This window comes from Pseudomonadota bacterium (assembly GCA_039196715.1).
Taxonomy (GTDB): Bacteria; Pseudomonadota; Gammaproteobacteria; order CALCKW01; family CALCKW01; genus CALCKW01.
This window is the reverse complement of the sequence record JBCCUP010000044.1, coordinates 1-17,697: the sequence shown is the minus strand read 5'-3', so window position 1 is coordinate 17,697 and position 17,697 is coordinate 1. Positions and strand designations below refer to the sequence as shown.

Below are 17,697 nucleotides of genomic sequence, written 5' to 3'. Positions count from 1 at the left end.
CCCGGTGGCTGCCTGCCAGCGACCTCCTACGCGATCAACGCGGCGCCGGCGTCGACGATGACGTTGACCTCGACGTTGTCGCGGATAGCATTCGAGTAGGGGCACACCTCGTGGGTGCGCCGCACCAGTTCGTCGGCCGACGACGCGTCGAGGTCCGGCAGCGCGACGCGCAAGTCCACTTGCAGGCCGAAGCCGCCCTGTTCGCGTGGCCCGACCCCGACCGTGGCCGTGACCGACGCCGCGTCCGACACCGTGAGGTGGGCGAACTGGGTGGTGATGAACTTCATGGTGCCGTGGAAGCACGCGGCGTAGCCGCTGGCGAAGAGCTGCTCGGCGTTCACCCCCGGGGCGTCATCGCCGCCGATTTCCCGCGGCACGGACACCGCCGAGAAAAAGCTACCGTCCACGGTTTCAACCGAGCGGTTGCGCCCACCCTTCGAGATGGCCTGTGTACTGTAAATGACATTAACCGACATCAACGGGCTCCGGTCGCCAGGTGCGAGAGAACGAGAGCACAGCCGACACGCAACCGTGTCTTCCCACGCTGTGCACACCAGCGCCCGATGGCGAGGATTCGGCCGGCGTACAACGTCCACAGCGTGGGTTTTTTGACATTGTACCGCTGAACCGCGGCAACCGCGATGTGGTCAACACCCTCGACCACAACACCCTGCGCTGGTCGGCTTGGCCACCGGCCAAGACCGGATGAGGACTGCGACCATGGACAAACACCGCCGACACACTCTGGGCCTGTTGCTCGCGTCTACTGCGGGCACAGTGGCTGCCGCGAGGTCGACGCGGACCCCGCGCGCCGCCGAGGGCCCCTTCTATCCGACCGAATCGATGCGCTACAGCGACCGGGACAACGACCTCGTGCGCCGCCGTGACCGCGTGCGCGAGGCCGGTGGCGAGGTGTTGCACCTGCACGGCACGGTCGCCGACCGCGACGGCCGGCCGCTCAGCGGCGCGCGCGTCGAGATCTGGCAGTGTGACGTCAACGGGCGCTACCTGCACACCGGCGACCGCGGCGGCCGCGCGCGCGACCCCGATTTTCAGGGATTCGGTTTCGACCGGACCGACGGCGAGGGCCGCTACCGGTTTCGCACACTGGTGCCCGTCGCCTACCCTGGCCGAACGCCCCACATCCACGTCAAGGTGCTCGCCGGTCAACGCGAGCTGCTGACCACGCAGTTCTACCTCGCCGACCACCCTGACAACGCCCGCGACGGCCTGTAACGGCGGCTGTCTGCGGAGCAGGTTGCGGCCGTCTCGATGCGATTGAGATCGGTGGACGGCGACCACGACACCGGTGTCGACATCACCGTCTGAGCGACGCCCTGCCGGCAACGCCAGACCTGTTCCGGCCTTGCATTGAATGACAGAGCGCCATCAGCGCGTTCCGGCGGCGTGCCGCCAGCGCCAGGGCGTCTGGTGCAGGCCAGGTGTCTGCCAGACGCCCCGCTGCGCCGACCGGGCGGCGGACTCCGCCCCGTGGTGCGGCGCATCGGGCGGGCAATACCGGGTGTACACCACCGCGAGCCCGTCGCGCACCAGGCGCTCGCCGAGATCGAGTCCATCGACCCGCACCGCCGCGACCAGTCGACCGTAACTGTCGCGCTCCACCGGGTGGAGCGTGACGGTCCGCCCACCGAGCACCTGCCGCACCCGGTGGTGGGCGCGGTCGCCCCACGGCGTCTGATCCCGCTCCGGGGCGTCGATGCAGTGCACGCGCACGGTTTCAGCGCGCCCCTCGCACCGCACGCGCAAGCTGTCTCCGTCATAGACCTGCTCGACCCGACACAGGGTCTCAGACGGAACCGCGTGCGTCGCGCGCCGCGATTCGCCCGGTGTGCAGGACACCAGCACAGCGGCCAACAACACCAGGCCCGAGTGCACAGGGAGAAAGTCAGACATACCGGCCCAGTGTGGGGCAGAATCGGGCGGCCGCCAACCGCGCGGCGACTGAAACCGGACACCGTGCCCACCCTTGTTCGCACCTTGCAACACGCCGACTGCGATGCCGTGACCGCGCTGCTGGCGCGCGCTTTCGTCGCCGGGAGCCCGTTGCACGCCGCGCTCGGCATCGACGCGGCACAGTGGCAGCGCACCGCCGCCGGCAACGTGGCCGACGCGGCCGACGCCGGGCTGTCGGTGGTGGCCACCGCCGAGCAATCGATCGTCGGCTGCGCCCTCGCAGTCGATACCGCGGCAGAGTACGCTTCGGCCGAAACGCGTTCGCCGACCGACGCCATTGCAGCACTGCTGCGCGCCCTGCGGGCGACCGCGCCCGCGCCCGCGCCGGGCGCTTGCCTGCTCGTCGACATGGGCGTGGTAGCGCCCTCGCACGCCGGCCAGGGCACCTACACCGCGATGCGCGCCGCCGTGCACACCCGCGCGCGGACCGCCGGTTACCGCACGGTCCGCGGCGAGCTCAGCAGCGCGGCCACCCAGCACGTGTGCGTCGAGCACCTCGGCCACCGCGTGCTGGGCGCCGTTGCCTACGCCGCGTTCACGCACGCCGGTAGGCACCCTTTCGCGGCCATCCGTGAACCGTCGTCGATCCTGCTGGTTGAGGGCACGCTCTGATGCTGCCGTGGCAGCACACGCTCATGGGCGTCGCGGTGGCGGCGACCTGGGGCATGGGTCTGGTGTTTGCCAAGGCCGCCATCGAGCACTTCCCACCGATCCTGTTGATGGCCTTGCGATTCGCCGTGACCGCCCTTGTACTGGTGTGGTTCGTGCCCCGACCGGTCGGCCAGTACCGCGCGCTGTTCGGCATCACGGTCGTCGCCTCCGCAGTACAGTACAGCCTGACCTTCAGCGGCCTCGCCGGGCTCGACGCCTCGATCACGGCGCTCGTCGTGCAGTTGGAAGTGCCCTTCCTCGTGCTGCTCGGCGCCGTCTTCCTGCGCGAACGGGCCTCGCGGCGAAAGTGGATGGGCATCGCGGTCGCGTTCGTCGGCGTCGCCGTCATCGCGGGCCAACCGCGCCTCGACGGCGCCTGGCAGTCGCTCGCTCTGGTGGTGGGTGGCGCGTTCTGCTGGGCAGTCGGTCAGGTCCTGATTCGTCGCCTCGAGGCGATCGACGGCCTGACCCTGACAGCCTGGATGGCGGTCTTCGCCGGCGGTCAGCTCGTTGTGATGTCGCTGTTGTTCGAGCAGAATCATGTCGTCGCGTTGGTCGAGGCCACACCGGTCGTCTGGGCCGCTGTGCTCTATCTCGGGTTGGTCATGACCGCGCTCGGCTACGGCTTGTGGAATAGCCTGATTCGCCGCTACCCGGTGGGTCGTGTCGCACCGTTTCTGTTGTTGCTGCCGGTGTTTGCACTGCTCGGCGGGGTCGCGTTCCTCGGTGAGCAGCTCAGCCTGCACACGCTCGCCGGTGGCGCGCTGGTCCTCGCCGCCGTCGCAACGATTCAACGTGAACCCGAGGGGGACACGCCTCCGTGAGCACCGACACGCACCGAGACCCGGCCGAGGTGCCGATTGCCTACATGGCCCGCACACGCGCCTGGTACCTTGCGCTCGGCTACCCGGAGCCCTACCGCTGGGCGTCACTGGCGTCGGTGCCCTTTCAGCCGCTGCAGAAACCTCTCAGTGCCTGCCGCCTCGGCCTGGTCACCACCGCCGCACCGGTGCGGCCCGACGCGGGCGACCAAGGCCCGCGGGCGCCGTACAACGGCAAGGCCAAGTTCTTCGAGGTGTACGCCGCACCCACCACACGACCGCCCGCCCTCGGCATCGCCCACGTCGCCATCGACCGCGCCCACACCACAGCGGAAGACCCGGCGAGCTACTTTCCGCTTGCCGCCTACCGGCGCGCGGCGGCGCGCGGTGCGATCGGTGCTGTCGCCGACCGGTTCTACGGCTTGCCGACCGACCGTTCAGTGCGCACGACGACGCAGACGCACGCGCCGAAACTGGTCGAACTCTGCCGCGCCGACCGGATCGATGTGGCGGTGCTCGTGCCGAATTGCCCGGTCTGTCACCAATCGGTGGCGTTGACGGCTCACGCGCTGGAGGCCGCGGGCGTGGCCACGGTTATCCTGGGTTGTGCGCTCGACATCGTCGAACACGTCGGTGTGCCACGCTTGCTTTTCAGCGATTTGCCGCTCGGCAACGCCAGTGGCCCGCCGCACGACACGGCCTCGCAAGACACCATCGCCCTGACCGGTCTCGAGCTGCTCGCGGCCGCCACGGCGCCACGCACGACGTGGCGCACGGCGGTGCGCTGGCCAGGCGCAGCAGACTGGCGACTGGACTACGCGAACCCCGATCGCCTGACAGCAGCGGAACTCGCCGAGAAGCGGGCGGAATTCGAACGCGTCAAGACAGAGCGTGATTCACAACCCCGGGCACGCCGCGACTGAATCGCCGCAACTGCGACCGGCGTGCAAAGTGTGAAACAGTTCCGCCGCACACAAATCTTCACGGCATCTTGACACGGCGTTGACAGGTCCCTTCACGCCACATTGCCAGACTGGCACCTCCCAGAACGGAGGACCCATTCATGTTTCAGATCAAACCCCTCTACGCCGCCGTCGCAAGTTGCGCGCTGCTGCTGGCTGCCTGCGACGACAGCGCCACGGTGGGCACAACGAACAATGCCGCCGTCACCGGATCGAGCGGCAGCAGCGCCGACATCGGCACCAACGCATCCATCCGCGTTGTGCACGCATCACCAGACGCACCTGCGGTCAATGTCGCACTGAACGGCGCCACCGCGATCGAGGCACTCGACTACGGCGAGAGCTCCGGGTTTGCGACCGTGCCCGCCGGCGCTTATGACGTCGCGGTCGACGGCATCCTGCCGGCCGGCACCGCGACCGTGATCAGCGTCGACGGCCTGACCCTGCCCGCCGGCAGCAAGACCACCGTGGTTGCCGTCGGTGACGTCGCCGAGATCGCCCCGCTGGTGGTGCCGAACTCGGCCTCCACGCCGGCCGCCTCCGAAATCACCCTGACCGTCACACACGCCGCGCCAGCCGCGCCAACGGTCCAACTCTACCTGCTCGCACCCAACGCGCCGCTGGACCTCAACGCACCTGGTGCGGAAGTGGCCTTCCAACAGACGCTCGACCTCGGCGCACTGCCCGCCGGTGAGGTGCGCATCATCGCCGCTGCGGGCGGCGCCGTCGCCTTCGATTCGGGCACCGTCGACCTCGCGCCCTTCGCCGGCAACGCGCTGTCGGTGTTTGCAATCGAAAGCGATTCGTTCGCCGAGCAGACCGGTTCACCGATCAAGCTGCTGGTCGGCACCGGATCGGCCACGGTAACCCTGCGCAACACGATGTCACCGGCCGCCGCCCGCGTGGTCCACGTGTCTCCGGACGCGCGGGTCGCAGCTCATGGCCCGGTGGAGGTGTGGGCCACGCCGCTGCCCGACAGCCACCCGATCGAGTTGATCGATGCCTTCAGCTACACCGACGTGGTGCCCTCGGTTGACAGCTACGTCACCGTGCCCGCCGGCGGCTACCGCTTCGACGTCGCCCCCGACACGGACACGATCGGCGACAGCGTCTTCACTTCCGGTGACCTCGATCTCGCTGCGGGGTCGGACTACTCGGTGCTGGCGGTCGGTCGCGTGACCAACACCGACCCGGCCAACGCGTTCCGACTGATCGCGTTCGAGGACGAGAACCGCCCGGTCGCGACCCAGGCCAGCCTGCGTGTGGTCCACGGGGCGCCGGCTGCGGGCACGGTTGACGTGTACGTCTCGGCCGCGGGCGAGGTCAACGCGCACGCGCTCGACACGATCGACCCGGTGCTCTCCGGCTTCGCGTTCGGCGACGTGACCGACGCCCTCGCACTGACCCCGGGCAGCTACGACGTCCGTGTGGTGGCAGGCGGTGCCGTCGCGATCAACGCCGAAGGTGTTCAGCTCGCGGCAGGCTCGGTCTCCACGGCCATTGCACGCGGCCCGATCGAAGGTGTGCACGTCGCACCGCAGGACTTCGGCCTGATCCTGCTCAGCCGCTGATCACCCGACGGGACACGGCGCTGTCCGGCGACGGGCAGCGCCGTTTTGCACGCCGATACTGCGCTACACTGGCGGCGTTCACGCACCCTTCACGCACGGCGGTGTACCGTTCAGATTGCAACAGCTCCACGGGACGACACGACACCGTCGCCCCCTGACACAGACGACACCCGCGTGAGTGCAGCCACCATACTCCTTGTCGAAGACCACCTCGATCTCGCCGAGATGCTGAGCGAGCGGCTCACCTCCGGCGGTTACGCCGTGGATTTCAGCCGACGCGGCGACACCGGGCTGGAGCTTGCGTTGGGCAACAACTACGACTTGATCGTGCTCGACCTGTCGCTGCCCGGCCTAGACGGCCTCGAAGTGTGCAGGCGGTTGCGCGAAGACGCGGGTGACACCACCCCGATTCTGATGCTGACCGCGCGCGACACCATCGAAGACCGCGTCAGCGGTCTGCGTGCCGGTGCCGACGACTACCTTGTCAAACCTTTCGCACCCGAAGAGTTGCTGGCACGGGTCGAAGCGATGTTGCGCCGCCACCTTCACTATGCCAGTAGCGGCACTGTCACGGTCGGCCGCCTGGTGCTGGACCCGGCGCAACGCCTGCTGACGCGAGACGGTGAGCCGATTCGCCTGACACCGATCGGCTACCGTATCGTTGAGACCCTGATGCGTGCCTCTCCGGCCTACGTCTCGCGCAGCGTGCTCGAGAAACGCGTGTGGGGTCGCGAGCTCGCCGAGAGCGACAGCCTGCGCACCCACGTCTACACCGTACGCAAGGCGCTGGACAAACCTTATGCCACCGCGTTGCTGCACAGCGCCGCGGGGGCCGGATACCGCATCTTCGATGAAACGGCAGACTGACCTCCGACGCCGCATGCTGCACGCTTTTGTCGTGCAGAGTGCCGTCATTGCCGTGGCCGCCGTGATCGGACTGGTGTCAGTGCATCAACTGCTGGGCCGCGTGTTGATCACGCACGCGCTCGAGGAAGAAAGCGAGCACTACTGGCGCCTGCTCGACGCCGACCGCGACGCCCCGCTCGCCAATTCGCTGAACCTGCGCGGCTACGTGCTGCCGCGCGATCGAGACAGTTTGCCGATCGACCCGAGCACGCTCAAACACGGCCATCAGACGCTCGAGGGCGAGGAGTTCAGCGCCGTCTACGTGGATTCGCGCGGCAACCGACGCCTGGTGCTGATGTTCAATCGAGCGGGTGTCGAGGGCTTGATTGCGCTCTACGGTATCGCGCCACTGGCTGCCGTGCTGATCGCGCTGTACATTGTCGCCTGGCTGACCTACCGCTATGTTCACAGCACCCTGTCGCCCACCGTCTACCTCGCCCGCGCGGTCTCGAAGCTCGATCCGAGCGAACCCGACGCCAGCACGGTGATGCCACAGGCGCTGCCCGCCAACGCCGACACGGATGTGCTGGCCCTTTCCAACGCGTTGACGGCGTACATCGAGCGCAGCAACCGCTCGCTTGAGCGCGAGCGCAACTTCTCCCGCGAGGCCAGCCACGAGCTGCGCACGCCGATCACCGTGATCGGCATGGCACTGTCGGTGTTGGCCGAAGAGGAACTCTCCGAGCGCGCGCGCGGCGCCGCGGACCGCATCGGCCGCGCCAACGCCGACATGGGCGAGCTCACCACGGCGTTGCTGACCCTCGCCCGGGAGACCGACCGGCCCGAGGCACAGGAAGACCCGATCCCGCTGATCCAGGAGCAATGCGCACACTACGAGCTGCTGGCGCGCAAGAAAGGGCTGGACCTGACCGTGGTGATCGAGCAGGAACCGGACTTCCGTGTGCCGCGCCACGTGCTGACGATCGTGCTCGGCAACCTGCTGCGCAACGCCATCGACTACACCGACAGCGGCCGTATCACGCTCTACGTACGGGAGAGCGAAATTGCCGTGCGCGACACGGGGCCGGGCTTGACCGACGAACAGATCGAGAAGATCACCGAACCCTGGGTGTCGCTGGCCGGACAGCGGCGATCTGGTGTCGGTATTGGCTTGTCGATCGTCAAACGCCTCTGCGACCTCTGCAATTGGCAGCTGCAGATGCGCAGCACCCTCGGCCAGGGCAGCGAGTTCGCGCTTCTGATCGAGGCCTGAGGATGCCGGCGGCGCCTCAGCCGCCCCGTTCGGGCAAACCCAGGTCGCGACGCAACGCCCGCTCGACGGGTGCGGGTAGCGGCGGCGGCTGGTGCTCCGCCAGGATGCGCCTCGCCTCGTCACGCGCGCGGTGCCAGGCATCCTGTGCGCCGTTCTGCGCCCAGGTGCGCGGCTCGTCCCGGTCGGCGAGCTTGGGGTAGAAATAGTCTCGCTGCATGGCGTCCAGCGTTTGCTGGCCGCCGAGAAAATGCCCCTCGCCGAACACCGCCTCGCGAATCGCGTCGAGGTTCAGTGTGTCCGCGTTGACTTCGACACCGCGCATCACCCGGTAAACGTTGCCGAGCATGTCGTTGTCGAGCACGAAGGCCTCGAACGACGCGCCGAGCAGGCTCGCGGTCATGCCGCTCGATTCGTACACCATGTTGCAGCCGGCGAGCCCGACGGCCGTCGCCGAGAGCGCCTTTTCCATACCCATCTGAGCGTCGATCGCCTTGGCGTCCGACATGCTGCACGCCGCGCCGGAGGGCAGGCCAAGGTGGTTGGAGAGCTGCGCCGAGGCCGCATTGAGCAAGGCAATCTCCCCGCCCCCGCCGGCAAAGGCACCCGTGCGCAAGTCGATCACCAGCGGCCAATTCGAAAACACCATCGGGTAGCCGGGCTCGAACACGTTGACCATCGCGAGTGCCGCCAGCGTCTCGGCCAGGGTGGTCGCCAGCATGCCGGCGAGGGTTGCGGGGCTGGTCGCGCCGGACTGCGCGGCGACGATGTTGTTGATGATCACACCGCGCCGCATGCACGCGATGGCGACATCGACCGCGTCCTCGCCAAAGCGCAAGGGTGAGATCACCGGGCTGATGTGTGCCTTGCAAAACGGACGACGCCGAAACGCGCCCTCACCACCGAGCGCGTAGTCGAACATGTCCACAATCGGGTCGACGTGTTCGGCCAGTGTGAAACTGGTGCCGACAGGTTTGCCGGTGTTGCACAACAACGCGAACGCCGTGTGCCGGTCCAACGCGAGCGTGTCCTCGACGTCCGTCGCGACGCAACAGCGCGTGAACCAACTGACATTCGGCAACGCATCGATCAGGCGCGTGAAGTCGTGCAGGTCGGCGAGCGTCGAAGCCCGGTAGAGCTGGGTGTCGAGGTCGAGCGTCTGCACTGCGGCGCCGCCGGTGCCGAAATACACACGGTCACCGCCGACTTCGATGTCGGTCGACGGATCACGCCCGGGAAACACGAAGCGCCGGGCGGCCCCGGCGACCGTGTCCTCGATCAGGCTGCGAGGAAACCGCAGGCGCCCGTCGTCGCCGTACTCGGCACCGACGCTGCACGCCTGCTCGACCAGCACGCGCGGGGCTTCGCCCATGCCGATCGTGGCGAGGATCTCGAGTGCGGCGTCCAGAATGCGGGCGACGTCGGCGTCGGATAGCGGCCGGTAGTGGCCGCCCACCGGGCCGGGCGGTGCCGGGTCGACCTCGAGCGGCGCCGCGCGCTTCGCGTGCATCGCTTCGCGTGCCGAGAGCCCACCGCGGCGGCGCCGTGCCATCAGGCGCGCACCCGCTGGTTGTCCGGGTCGAAACGGCAGCTCGGGACGACGCTCGCCTCGCGTTTTTCGCTGATCACGTCCACGGTGAGCACCGTGCCTTCAGCCGCTGCGGCCGGCTCGACGTAGGCCATCGCGAGGGACTCGTCGACGCGGTAGCCGTAACCGCCTGACGTGATCGACCCGACCAGCTGGTCGCCGGACCACACGCTGGCCCCGCCGTGCGCAGGCGCCGCGCCCGCGCCGTCGAGCCGGAGCGTGACCAGGCATTTCGCCGGCCCGCGTGCGACCGCGTCCTGCAGCGCCGTGCGGCCGACAAAGTCGGGCTTGTCGAGCGTGACAAAACGCGCGAGGCCCGCCTCCATCGGTGTGCGCTCGGTGATGATCTCGGCCTTCCAGTGCAGGTAGCCCTTCTCCAGGCGCATCGACTCGGTGGCCTCGAGGCCGAACAGCGAAAGCCCGAAGGCCTCACCCGCGTCGACCAGGGTGTCCCACAGCCGCCGAAGCTCGGCGTTCGCGACGTGCAGCTCGTACGCGAGCTCGCCCGAGAAGCTGATGCGCATGACCGTCACATCCGCCATGCCGAGCAACGCGCGCCGCGTCGACATCATGCGGAAATCCGACCAGTCCTCGCGCGGGCTGACGGCAGCAAGCAGGTCGCGCGCTCGCGGCCCGGCCAGCACCAGCGTGGTGTGGCTGTCGGTCAACGGTGTCAGGGTGACGTCGTCACCGGCGTGGCGTTGCAGGCCATCGCGGTCGTGCCACTCGGCGGCGGCCGCCGAGCCATACCAGAAGGTGTCCTCGGCGACCTTGGCGAGGGTGGCTTCGCCAACCATGTGGCCGTGCTCGTTCAGCAGGTACGACAGGCTCACGCGCCCGACCTGCTGCGGAATGCGGCCGCACACCACGCGGTCGAGCAGCGCGGCGGCGCCGGCGCCGCTGACCGCCATGCGGTTGAACCCCGACACCTCCATCAACCCCACACCGCGGTGAAGGGCCTCGACCTCGGCGCGCACCCGCACGTCCTGCGGATGCCAACGGTAGCCGGTGCCGTGCGCGGTCTCCCTGGCCGGATCAAAATACAAGGCGCGTTCCCAGCCGTTGACCACGCCCCAGACGGCACCGGCCCGCGAGAGGGTGTCGTAGAGCGGCGTGGTGCGGGCCTGCCGGGCCGCCGGCCGGTGCTCGTGTGGCAGGTGGTAGTGAAACTCGCGCTGGTAGTCCTCGATGGCCTTCTGCCGGGTGTGTTCGAGGTTGCCCCAGGCCGTGAAGCGGCGCGGGTCGAGGCTCCAGGCGTCCCACTCGCACTCGCCGTGCACCATGATCTCGGCCAGCACCTTGCCGTGGCCACCGCCCTCGCCGATGCCCGCGCGCAGCCCGGTGCAGGCGAAGTAGCCCGGTACGCCCGGCACCGGCCCGACCAGTGGCAGGCCATCGATGGTGTAGGTGATCGGCCCGTTGACCACCGTGTGGATACCGGTCTCCTGCAACGTCGGCATGCGCACGAAGATGCGTTCCATGTTGTCGAGGCAGCGGTCGAGGTCGGACGGACACAGCGCTTTGGTGAAATCGGGGTCGATGCCGTCGAGGCCGAAGGGCACACAGCCCTGTTCGTAGACCCCAACGAGCAGGCCGTCCTTTTCCTGGCGGCTGTAGAAGTCGTCGCCGGGGTCGCGGATGATCGGCACGCGGTGGTCGAGCGCCGCGATCGCCGGGATTGCCTCCGTCAGGAAATACATGTGTTCCATCGAGACCACCGGGTGGGTGACGCCGAGCATGGCGCCCACTTCGTTGCAGCGGTAGCCGCCCGCGTTGACGACGTTCTCGGTGCGGATGTCGCCGCGCTGGGTGTGCACGGTGAAATCGCGCGGGCCGTGTTGGGTGATCGCCACAACGGCGTTGAAGCGCGACACGCTGCAGCCGGCCTCGCGCGCCTTGCGTGCCAGCGCAAAGGTGATGCCGGCCGGGTCGATGTCGCCGTCAAGCGGGTCCCACCAGGCGCCCAGCATGCCCGTGGTGTCGAGCAGTGGGTGCCGTTTGCCGGCCTCCGCCGCGTCGATGACTTCCATCTCCACGCCCATGCTGCGCGCCTGGGACACGTAGTGGTGGTAGGTGTCGAGCTGGTCCTGCGTGTAGGCGGTCCGCATCCCGCCGGTGATGTGGTAGGAGATCGGGTGCGCGGGGTCCGCGGCGAGCCGACGGTACAAGCCAATGCTGTGCTGCTTGAGCGCCACCATGGTCTGGTTGCCACCGAACTGGGTCACTTGCGCCGCGGCGTGCCAGGTGGAGCCGGAGGTCAGTTCGTCGCGCTCGACCAGCACGCTGTCCGTCCACCCGAGTTCAGCCAGGTGATACAGCACCGACGCGCCGGCAATGCCACCGCCGATCACGACGGCGCGCGCTTGCCCCGGGGGCGGTGGGCTCTCGAGTGTCTCTGCCATGGCTGTTCGCTCCGGTTTTTCAGCCTGAATCGTGGGTCGAAGCCGCTGCCATGACAACCCTAAATTCCAGGGTTATAGTTCAGTTGAATTAAACCATATACGCCGATGCGCCACGCCCTGCCCCCGCTCGACCGCCTCAAGGCTTTCGAGGCCGCCGCCCGCAACCTGAGTTTCAGTGCCGCGGCTGACGAGCTGTGCGTGAGCAAGGGCGCCATCAGCTATCAGATCCGCAAACTCGAGGACGACCTCGGCATCGAGCTGTTCCGGCGCGAGGTTCGCCAGGTGCTGCTGACCGACGCCGGTCAGTTGCTGCAGAAACAGACGCGGCAGTGCTTCGACGACCTCGCCGGCACCCTGGCCACGTTGGCGAACCAGCGACGCACGGAGGTGGTGATCGCCGCGACGACCTACGTCACCGCACGCTGGCTGTCCGCCCGCCTGGCGCGATTCTCGGCCGCCAGGCCGGATGTGGAGCTGCGTTTCCAGCACGGCGTCAACGACCGTGGGTTCTCGCTCGGGGCGTGCGACATTGCGTTGCGCTGGGGTCCGTGTCCGGCGACGACCGACAACCACACACTGCGCAGCCTGCCGATGCCGTTGATGCCCGCGGTCAGTCCGGCGCTGCTGGCACGCTGCGGTGCTGCGACATCAGACGAAGTGAGCCTTGAGGCATTCAGGTCCCCCCCCTGGTCTGAGACCCTGCTGCTCGCGGAAGACCGCCGCGAGGACCTCTGGCAGCTCTGGGCCGGCGCACCGCTGCCGCACACACAGCGTGTGATCAGCGACGCGAACGTGCGCGTGCAGGCCGCGATCGACGGTCACGGCTGGATCCTCGCCGACGACCTGATGATGCCGGAGTTGCAAAGCGGGCTGCTGGTGACGCCGATTCCCCACACTCTGGAGGGCTACGGCTACCAGTTGCTGCAGTCCCACACCGCGCGCCACACCGCGGCGCGCGAGCTGGCCGTGTTCCTCTGCGCCGAGTAGCGTGGTCATCGACCCGGCCGGAGCGCGGCCGCGTCCACCCCCTCGGCCACGAGGTGCTCTGGCAGGGGGTCTCGGCGTAACAGCGCGGCGCCGAGTGCCGCCATCGCGAGCGCGGTCTGGATGCCGTAGCCGCCCTGCCCGCACAACCAAAAAAACCCCGGTACCGTGGGGTCTGGTCCGACGACCGGCAGACCGTCCGGCACGAAGCAGCGCAGACCCGCCCACGCAGACTCGACCCGCGTGACGTCAAGCGCGAAGGCGCGCTGGACCCGCTCGATGCCGACGGCAATATCCCACTCTTCCGGTCGCGCGTCCGTGGGCGACGACGGCGTCGCGTCCGCCGGAGACACCAGCAGCCGGCCCGCTTCGGGCTTGAGGAAAAACTGCTCGTCGACATCGATGGCCACTGGCAGCGCCCGCGCATCACCGAGTTCTAGCGGTGACGCGATCACGGCCACGGTGCGCCGTTTCGGCACGACCCCGACCCCCTCTGCACCGGCCAACCGGGCCACGGCATCGGCCCAGGCACCAGCCGCGTTGACCACCCAGGTCGCGGACAGGGTGCCATTCGGCGTGCGCAGCTGCCATCGCTCGCCCACCCGTCGGAGGCCGGTGACCTCGGCGTGCACCTGCAACTCGCCACCGCGCGCGCGGAAACGGCGCAACCAGGCGGCGAGCACCGCATCGACGTCGATGTCGGCGCTGTCGCGGTTGAGTACGCCACAGTCGGCGTAGCCGGGGCGCAGCAACGGGTGCAGCGCCTGCAAACGATCGCCCTCGACCCATTCGATCGACGTCTCGTTGCTCAGGGGGTCAGCAGCCGCTTCGAGAGACGCACGCTGATCGGTGCGCGCCAGCAACAGGACGTCCCGCTGGCGCACCAGCGGGACCGACGTGAAGTCGGGCGACGGCGCATCGAAAAACGCCTGTGAGGCGCGCGTCAGCGCCCGGATCTGAGGTGGCCCGTACGTGGGCGTGAACAACGCCGCCGATCGGCCCGTGGTGTGGTAGCCCGGCGTGTCTTCACGCTCGAGCAGCACTACACTGTGGTCAACCGCCAACGCACTGGCCATCGACGCACCCGCGATGCCAGCGCCGATAACAACCACGTCACACTGTTTCATAACACTCCATTTAAATACAACCTTGCCCCCGATAAGAGAGAAAATCCCGCGCCACGTTGACAACGGCCGGAGACAGAACCTACTCTTGTACTGCATCCCACCCCCAGAGCCAAGTTCGTGAACACGTCGGTCCTGCAAAACACGCAACGCAACGCGAGCGCCTCGCAGGCGGCCGCGCAGCCACGCGTGCGATCGGTCGTCGCGGACGTGCGCATGCTCGGCGTCGCCGATCTCGTGCCGCTGACCCACGCGAACGCGTACAGCCACTGGGCTGGGATGCACTGAGGGACCCCACACCTCGCTCCCCGCCGGCAGCTCCGAACGGCGGGATTCTCCTGACAACACACCGCCTTCTGAGCTCCGGCAACCACGTTGAACGGAGGACCAGACTGTGTTGATTGAATGGACATTGCTTTGTTACGGCCGCTACCGCCAGCGTCGCCTGCGGTGCCACCTGGAGCACTACCCCGACTACCTGTTGCGGGACATGGGGCTGCGGATGGAGGGCGACCGCGTCGTCAGTGACCGGCCGGAGATCCCGGCACCGCGCCCGGCGCCGGCCACTGAGCCGACTGCGCTGGCCGACACTGACTGTGATGGCATCCAGAGCGCCAAAACCGCGTGAGGGTGTTCACACATGAGCACAGAGACAGGGCGGCCAATCGGGCCGCCCGGTCGGCGGTGGCGCGCGCTGTGGTCGCGATTGCATGGACAGGCCACGTGGCTAGGCCGCGTGCACGGGGCGCGACCGACGTCGAGGCACGAGATAGCACCGTGGCCCGCAGGCTCAGGCGGTGCGAAAGCCGGTGATGAGTTCGCGAATCAGGCCGCCGAGGCTGCAACAGAACACGCCCATGACCAGCGCGTGCGGGCCGTAGACACGCAGGTAGTCGCTGAACACCAGGTCGAAATTCAGGGCAACGTAGGGGCCGATCAACAGCACGGCTGTCACCGCAAGGCCGGACGCGGCACCGTTCGCCACGCCCGAGTCACCCGCAAACCGTGCCGCGAGGTAGCCGACGCCGATCAACGCCACCACCACCAGAGGCGTCGCGTAGGCGACGACCGCAAAGGCAAGGTGTGTGGCCTCCGAATGCGCAATGAGCCCGGTCGACAACACGATCAGCGCGTAGGGGAATGCAAACAGCAGCACTGACACCCCGACGGCCCGCCAATTACACGTCAGCATCGTTTGCCTCCTTGCTGTCCACCCGCGGCCACCCCGACTAGTCCAGTGTCTGCAGCAGGGATTTGGTGTAGGGCTTCAGCGCAGCCGCCTGGCCCTGACGCAACCGCGTTGGCCAATCCGGGTTGGCGATCAACGCACGCCCCACAGCCACGAGATCGAACTCTGCCGCCGCCAACCGTTCAAGCAGCCCGTCGATGCTGGCCGGCTGCGCCTCGCGAAACTCTGCGCTGCCCTCGACGATGAAATCGCCGTCCAGACCGACGCTGCCAACCGTCACCGTCGGCTTGCCGCTGAGCTTCTTCACCCATCCCGCGAGGTTGAGGTCACTGCCCTGGAACTCAGGCTCCCAGAACCGCCGCTGGCTGCAGTGAAACACATCCACGCCGGCGTCCGTCAAGGGCGCGAGAAACCGTTCGAGCGCGTCCGGTGTGTCGGCGAGCCGCGCACCGTAGTCCTGCTGCTTCCACTGAGACCACCGCAACAGCACCGGGAAATCCGCGCGCACCTCGGCACGGATGGCCCGGATGATCTCGGAGGCAAACCGCGTGCGCGCCACGGCGTCGCCGCCCCAGCCATCGTCCCGGTGGTTTGTGCCACCCCAGAAAAACTGGTCAATCAGGTAGCCGTGCGCGCCGTGCACCTCGACGCCGTCAAAGCCAAGGCGCTCGGCATCACGCGCCGCCGTCGCGAACGCGGCAATCACGTCGGCGATGTCGGACTCGGTCATCGCGTGACCCGTGACCTTGCCGGGTCGCGCCATGCCGGACGGCCCGAACCCGGGCACCTCGGGATCGGGCTCGGTGCCAGGCCGGCGTACGGAGCCCACGTGCCAGAGCTGCGGCATGATGCGACCGCCGGCGGCGTGCACGGCTTCGCGGACGCGGCCCCAGGCCGCCAGAGCCTCGTCACCGTGAAAAAACGGCACGCGCGGGTAGCCGTTGGCCGCGACGTGGCCAACGCAGGTGCCCTCGGTGATGATCAGGCCGACGCCGCCGGCCGCGCGCTTGCGGTAGTAGGCAACCGAGGCATCGCCGGGCACGTTGCCGGGCGACATCGTGCGGGTCATCGGTGCCATGACAACCCGATTGTTCAGCGACAGCGCCCCCAGTTGCACGGGGGACAGCAAGGAGTCGAGGCTCGCAGTGCTCAAGACGGTTCTCTGTGACGACCGCGGGACAGCGGCCCTCTGGTCATTCTACGGTGAGCGGCAGCTTGCACGACAGCGCTGCCCAGTCGCCGCCAAAGACGTCACGAAACGCGTCACGCCAGGCGGCGCCCAGGCCCACTTTGCTGGCCACGTCCATAAATTGACCGTCCTCTGCCAACCAGGTCACACGTTGCCATTGGCTCGATGCTGCACGGCAGGCAGCGAGCCGGTCGGCCACCGGCAGCACGCCACCGTGCTGCCAGGCCAGCCATGCGGCGGCGGCGAAGACGAAGGTCTCGGGTACGGTGTCGCTGAGCGACGCCCCCTCTGCGGGCGACACAAGCTGCCAGAGGGCAACTTCCATGAGGTAAATGTGCAACAGGTGCATCACCCGTGCGAAGCGCGCGTCTGCCTCCGGGTCGGGTTGCCGCAGGTGCGCTCGCCCCAGGCGAATGTCGCGGTAGGCGAGGCACACGTGGAGGCGGTCACCGACGCGAAACACCCCGACGTCCTGCTCGGAACCGCAGTGCCTGAGGAGGCCCGCTGCAACGGCATCGCGATCTCTAGACGGCGCACGCAAGAGAAAATCAGCGCGTTCGACGCCGACGGTGACCACGACCGGACCTGCTAGCCCGACGACCCCGCCACGACTGAGCGCTGGCAGCCCGCGGTTCAGCGCGGCACGCAACCCCTCAAGCGTGTGCGGCGCCACGCCCGGCGCCGCGTCGATGCGCAGCGGCGCACGGTGTGCGGGCCAGGCTGCTCGGAGCTCATACGACCGCGCGCCGAGCGCGCGACACACGGCCAAGGCCTGGCGCGCAGACAAGGTCGGCGGCAGCACACCGTCAACGTCAGCAGTGGCGAAGGCCGCGTAGGCACGCCCGGTGGCCGGAGTCAGTGCACCCGAATCAGCGCCCGGGTCGTGGTCGAGCAGCGCGAGTTGACGCTGCACGCAGGCGACGCCGTCGGAAGCGGCGTGGGCCGTGCCCTGCCACACGACGAGCAACAACAGCACAACGCTCAACGATTTCACCGGATGGACCTCCTGTCCTCGTTGCCGCAACCGTGTCAGTCCACCCGTGCGGGGGCAGCGGCGCAAGACCCATTTGGTTCAACGTCCGTCAACCCACTCAGGGCAAGCTGAGCTGGGCGGTCCGGCCGCCGT

The 17,697-nt window shown here is 68.3% G+C and carries 18 protein-coding genes; 10 read left to right on the top strand and 8 right to left on the bottom strand.

Annotation, left to right across the window (positions count from 1 at the left end):
* Nucleotides 1-26 precede the first annotated feature (26 nt).
* Nucleotides 27-476: an Ohr family peroxiredoxin gene (locus AAGA11_14840; protein ID MEM9604141.1), complete on the bottom strand. Its 450-nt coding sequence runs from the start codon at nucleotides 474-476 to the stop codon at nucleotides 27-29.
* Nucleotides 477-720: 244 nt separating this feature from the next.
* Between AAGA11_14840 and AAGA11_14835 the strand changes: the two genes are divergently transcribed.
* Nucleotides 721-1,236: a protocatechuate 3,4-dioxygenase gene (locus tag AAGA11_14835; protein MEM9604140.1), complete on the top strand. Its 516-nt coding sequence runs from the start codon at nucleotides 721-723 to the stop codon at nucleotides 1,234-1,236.
* A 153-nt stretch (nucleotides 1,237-1,389) separates the two neighbouring features.
* On the opposite strand, the gene AAGA11_14830 is transcribed toward AAGA11_14835, so the two are convergent.
* Nucleotides 1,390-1,914, bottom strand: a complete 525-nt coding sequence (locus AAGA11_14830; protein MEM9604139.1) for a thermonuclease family protein — start codon at nucleotides 1,912-1,914, stop codon at nucleotides 1,390-1,392.
* Nucleotides 1,915-1,977: 63 nt separating this feature from the next.
* On the opposite strand from AAGA11_14830, the gene AAGA11_14825 reads away from it, so the two are divergent.
* The 6 genes from AAGA11_14825 (at nucleotide 1,978) to AAGA11_14800 (ending at nucleotide 8,098) form a co-directional block, all read left to right on the top strand.
* Entirely contained in the window at nucleotides 1,978-2,586 is a 609-nt protein-coding gene (locus AAGA11_14825) for a hypothetical protein (protein ID MEM9604138.1), read from the top strand.
* The gene (locus AAGA11_14820; protein ID MEM9604137.1) at nucleotides 2,586-3,449 is read left to right on the top strand and encodes an EamA family transporter; all 864 of its coding nucleotides are present in this window, start codon (nucleotides 2,586-2,588) and stop codon (nucleotides 3,447-3,449) included. The genes AAGA11_14825 and AAGA11_14820 overlap by 1 nt, the downstream gene beginning before the upstream one ends.
* Before the next feature lie 44 nt (nucleotides 3,450-3,493).
* Complete coding sequence (locus AAGA11_14815; protein ID MEM9604136.1) at nucleotides 3,494-4,369, top strand: glycine reductase; 876 nt, start codon at nucleotides 3,494-3,496, stop codon at nucleotides 4,367-4,369.
* A 140-nt stretch (nucleotides 4,370-4,509) separates the two neighbouring features.
* The gene (locus AAGA11_14810) at nucleotides 4,510-5,979 is read left to right on the top strand and encodes a DUF4397 domain-containing protein (GenBank protein ID MEM9604135.1); all 1,470 of its coding nucleotides are present in this window, start codon (nucleotides 4,510-4,512) and stop codon (nucleotides 5,977-5,979) included.
* A gap of 174 nt (nucleotides 5,980-6,153) precedes the next feature.
* The gene (locus AAGA11_14805) at nucleotides 6,154-6,846 is read left to right on the top strand and encodes a response regulator transcription factor (GenBank protein MEM9604134.1); all 693 of its coding nucleotides are present in this window, start codon (nucleotides 6,154-6,156) and stop codon (nucleotides 6,844-6,846) included.
* Nucleotides 6,830-8,098, top strand: a complete 1,269-nt coding sequence (locus AAGA11_14800) for a HAMP domain-containing sensor histidine kinase (GenBank protein ID MEM9604133.1) — start codon at nucleotides 6,830-6,832, stop codon at nucleotides 8,096-8,098. The genes AAGA11_14805 and AAGA11_14800 overlap by 17 nt, the downstream gene beginning before the upstream one ends.
* 16 nt (nucleotides 8,099-8,114) lie before the next feature.
* Here AAGA11_14800 and AAGA11_14795 read toward each other — a convergent pair whose 3' ends face one another.
* Complete coding sequence (locus tag AAGA11_14795) at nucleotides 8,115-9,647, bottom strand: trimethylamine methyltransferase family protein (GenBank protein MEM9604132.1); 1,533 nt, start codon at nucleotides 9,645-9,647, stop codon at nucleotides 8,115-8,117.
* The gene (locus AAGA11_14790; GenBank protein ID MEM9604131.1) at nucleotides 9,647-12,085 is read right to left on the bottom strand and encodes an FAD-dependent oxidoreductase; all 2,439 of its coding nucleotides are present in this window, start codon (nucleotides 12,083-12,085) and stop codon (nucleotides 9,647-9,649) included. The genes AAGA11_14795 and AAGA11_14790 overlap by 1 nt, the downstream gene beginning before the upstream one ends.
* A gap of 105 nt (nucleotides 12,086-12,190) precedes the next feature.
* Here AAGA11_14790 and AAGA11_14785 point away from each other — a divergent pair, with 105 nt between their 5' ends.
* Complete coding sequence (locus tag AAGA11_14785; GenBank protein MEM9604130.1) at nucleotides 12,191-13,072, top strand: LysR family transcriptional regulator; 882 nt, start codon at nucleotides 12,191-12,193, stop codon at nucleotides 13,070-13,072.
* Nucleotides 13,073-13,077: 5 nt separating this feature from the next.
* Here AAGA11_14785 and AAGA11_14780 read toward each other — a convergent pair whose 3' ends face one another.
* Nucleotides 13,078-14,196 (bottom strand): FAD-dependent oxidoreductase, encoded by a 1,119-nt coding sequence (locus AAGA11_14780; GenBank protein MEM9604129.1) that lies wholly within the window; start codon nucleotides 14,194-14,196, stop codon nucleotides 13,078-13,080.
* 117 nt (nucleotides 14,197-14,313) lie between these two features.
* Here AAGA11_14780 and AAGA11_14775 point away from each other — a divergent pair, with 117 nt between their 5' ends.
* Nucleotides 14,314-14,481, top strand: coding sequence for a hypothetical protein (locus AAGA11_14775; protein MEM9604128.1), 168 nt, complete (start codon nucleotides 14,314-14,316; stop codon nucleotides 14,479-14,481).
* 106 nt (nucleotides 14,482-14,587) lie between these two features.
* On the top strand, nucleotides 14,588-14,821 hold the full coding sequence (locus AAGA11_14770; GenBank protein MEM9604127.1) for a hypothetical protein: 234 nt from the start codon (nucleotides 14,588-14,590) through the stop codon (nucleotides 14,819-14,821).
* A gap of 162 nt (nucleotides 14,822-14,983) precedes the next feature.
* Here AAGA11_14770 and AAGA11_14765 read toward each other — a convergent pair whose 3' ends face one another.
* Genes AAGA11_14765 through AAGA11_14755 form a run of 3 tightly spaced genes read right to left on the bottom strand, consistent with a single transcriptional unit; the run spans nucleotide 14,984 to nucleotide 17,565 of the window.
* Nucleotides 14,984-15,385 (bottom strand): hypothetical protein, encoded by a 402-nt coding sequence (locus AAGA11_14765; GenBank protein MEM9604126.1) that lies wholly within the window; start codon nucleotides 15,383-15,385, stop codon nucleotides 14,984-14,986.
* Between the two features lie 37 nt (nucleotides 15,386-15,422).
* Nucleotides 15,423-16,535 (bottom strand): NADH:flavin oxidoreductase, encoded by a 1,113-nt coding sequence (locus AAGA11_14760; GenBank protein ID MEM9604125.1) that lies wholly within the window; start codon nucleotides 16,533-16,535, stop codon nucleotides 15,423-15,425.
* A gap of 40 nt (nucleotides 16,536-16,575) precedes the next feature.
* Entirely contained in the window at nucleotides 16,576-17,565 is a 990-nt protein-coding gene (locus AAGA11_14755) for a hypothetical protein (GenBank protein ID MEM9604124.1), read from the bottom strand.
* Nucleotides 17,566-17,697 lie beyond the last annotated feature (132 nt).

What these genes read in the sequence shown, in the direction of transcription:
- AAGA11_14815 (MEM9604136.1), top strand. Translation starts at nt 3,494, where the DNA reads ATGGCCCGCACACGCGCCTGGTACCTTGCGCTCGGCTACCCGGAGCCC.
- AAGA11_14840 (MEM9604141.1), bottom strand. Translation starts at nt 476, where the DNA reads ATGTCGGTTAATGTCATTTACAGTACACAGGCCATCTCGAAGGGTGGG.
- AAGA11_14765 (MEM9604126.1), bottom strand. Translation starts at nt 15,385, where the DNA reads ATGCTGACGTGTAATTGGCGGGCCGTCGGGGTGTCAGTGCTGCTGTTT.
- AAGA11_14790 (MEM9604131.1), bottom strand. Translation starts at nt 12,085, where the DNA reads ATGGCAGAGACACTCGAGAGCCCACCGCCCCCGGGGCAAGCGCGCGCC.
- AAGA11_14780 (MEM9604129.1), bottom strand. Translation starts at nt 14,196, where the DNA reads ATGAAACAGTGTGACGTGGTTGTTATCGGCGCTGGCATCGCGGGTGCG.
- AAGA11_14830 (MEM9604139.1), bottom strand. Translation starts at nt 1,914, where the DNA reads ATGTCTGACTTTCTCCCTGTGCACTCGGGCCTGGTGTTGTTGGCCGCT.
- AAGA11_14785 (MEM9604130.1), top strand. Translation starts at nt 12,191, where the DNA reads ATGCGCCACGCCCTGCCCCCGCTCGACCGCCTCAAGGCTTTCGAGGCC.
- AAGA11_14800 (MEM9604133.1), top strand. Translation starts at nt 6,830, where the DNA reads ATGAAACGGCAGACTGACCTCCGACGCCGCATGCTGCACGCTTTTGTC.
- AAGA11_14810 (MEM9604135.1), top strand. Translation starts at nt 4,510, where the DNA reads ATGTTTCAGATCAAACCCCTCTACGCCGCCGTCGCAAGTTGCGCGCTG.
- AAGA11_14835 (MEM9604140.1), top strand. Translation starts at nt 721, where the DNA reads ATGGACAAACACCGCCGACACACTCTGGGCCTGTTGCTCGCGTCTACT.
- AAGA11_14795 (MEM9604132.1), bottom strand. Translation starts at nt 9,647, where the DNA reads ATGGCACGGCGCCGCCGCGGTGGGCTCTCGGCACGCGAAGCGATGCAC.
- AAGA11_14820 (MEM9604137.1), top strand. Translation starts at nt 2,586, where the DNA reads ATGCTGCCGTGGCAGCACACGCTCATGGGCGTCGCGGTGGCGGCGACC.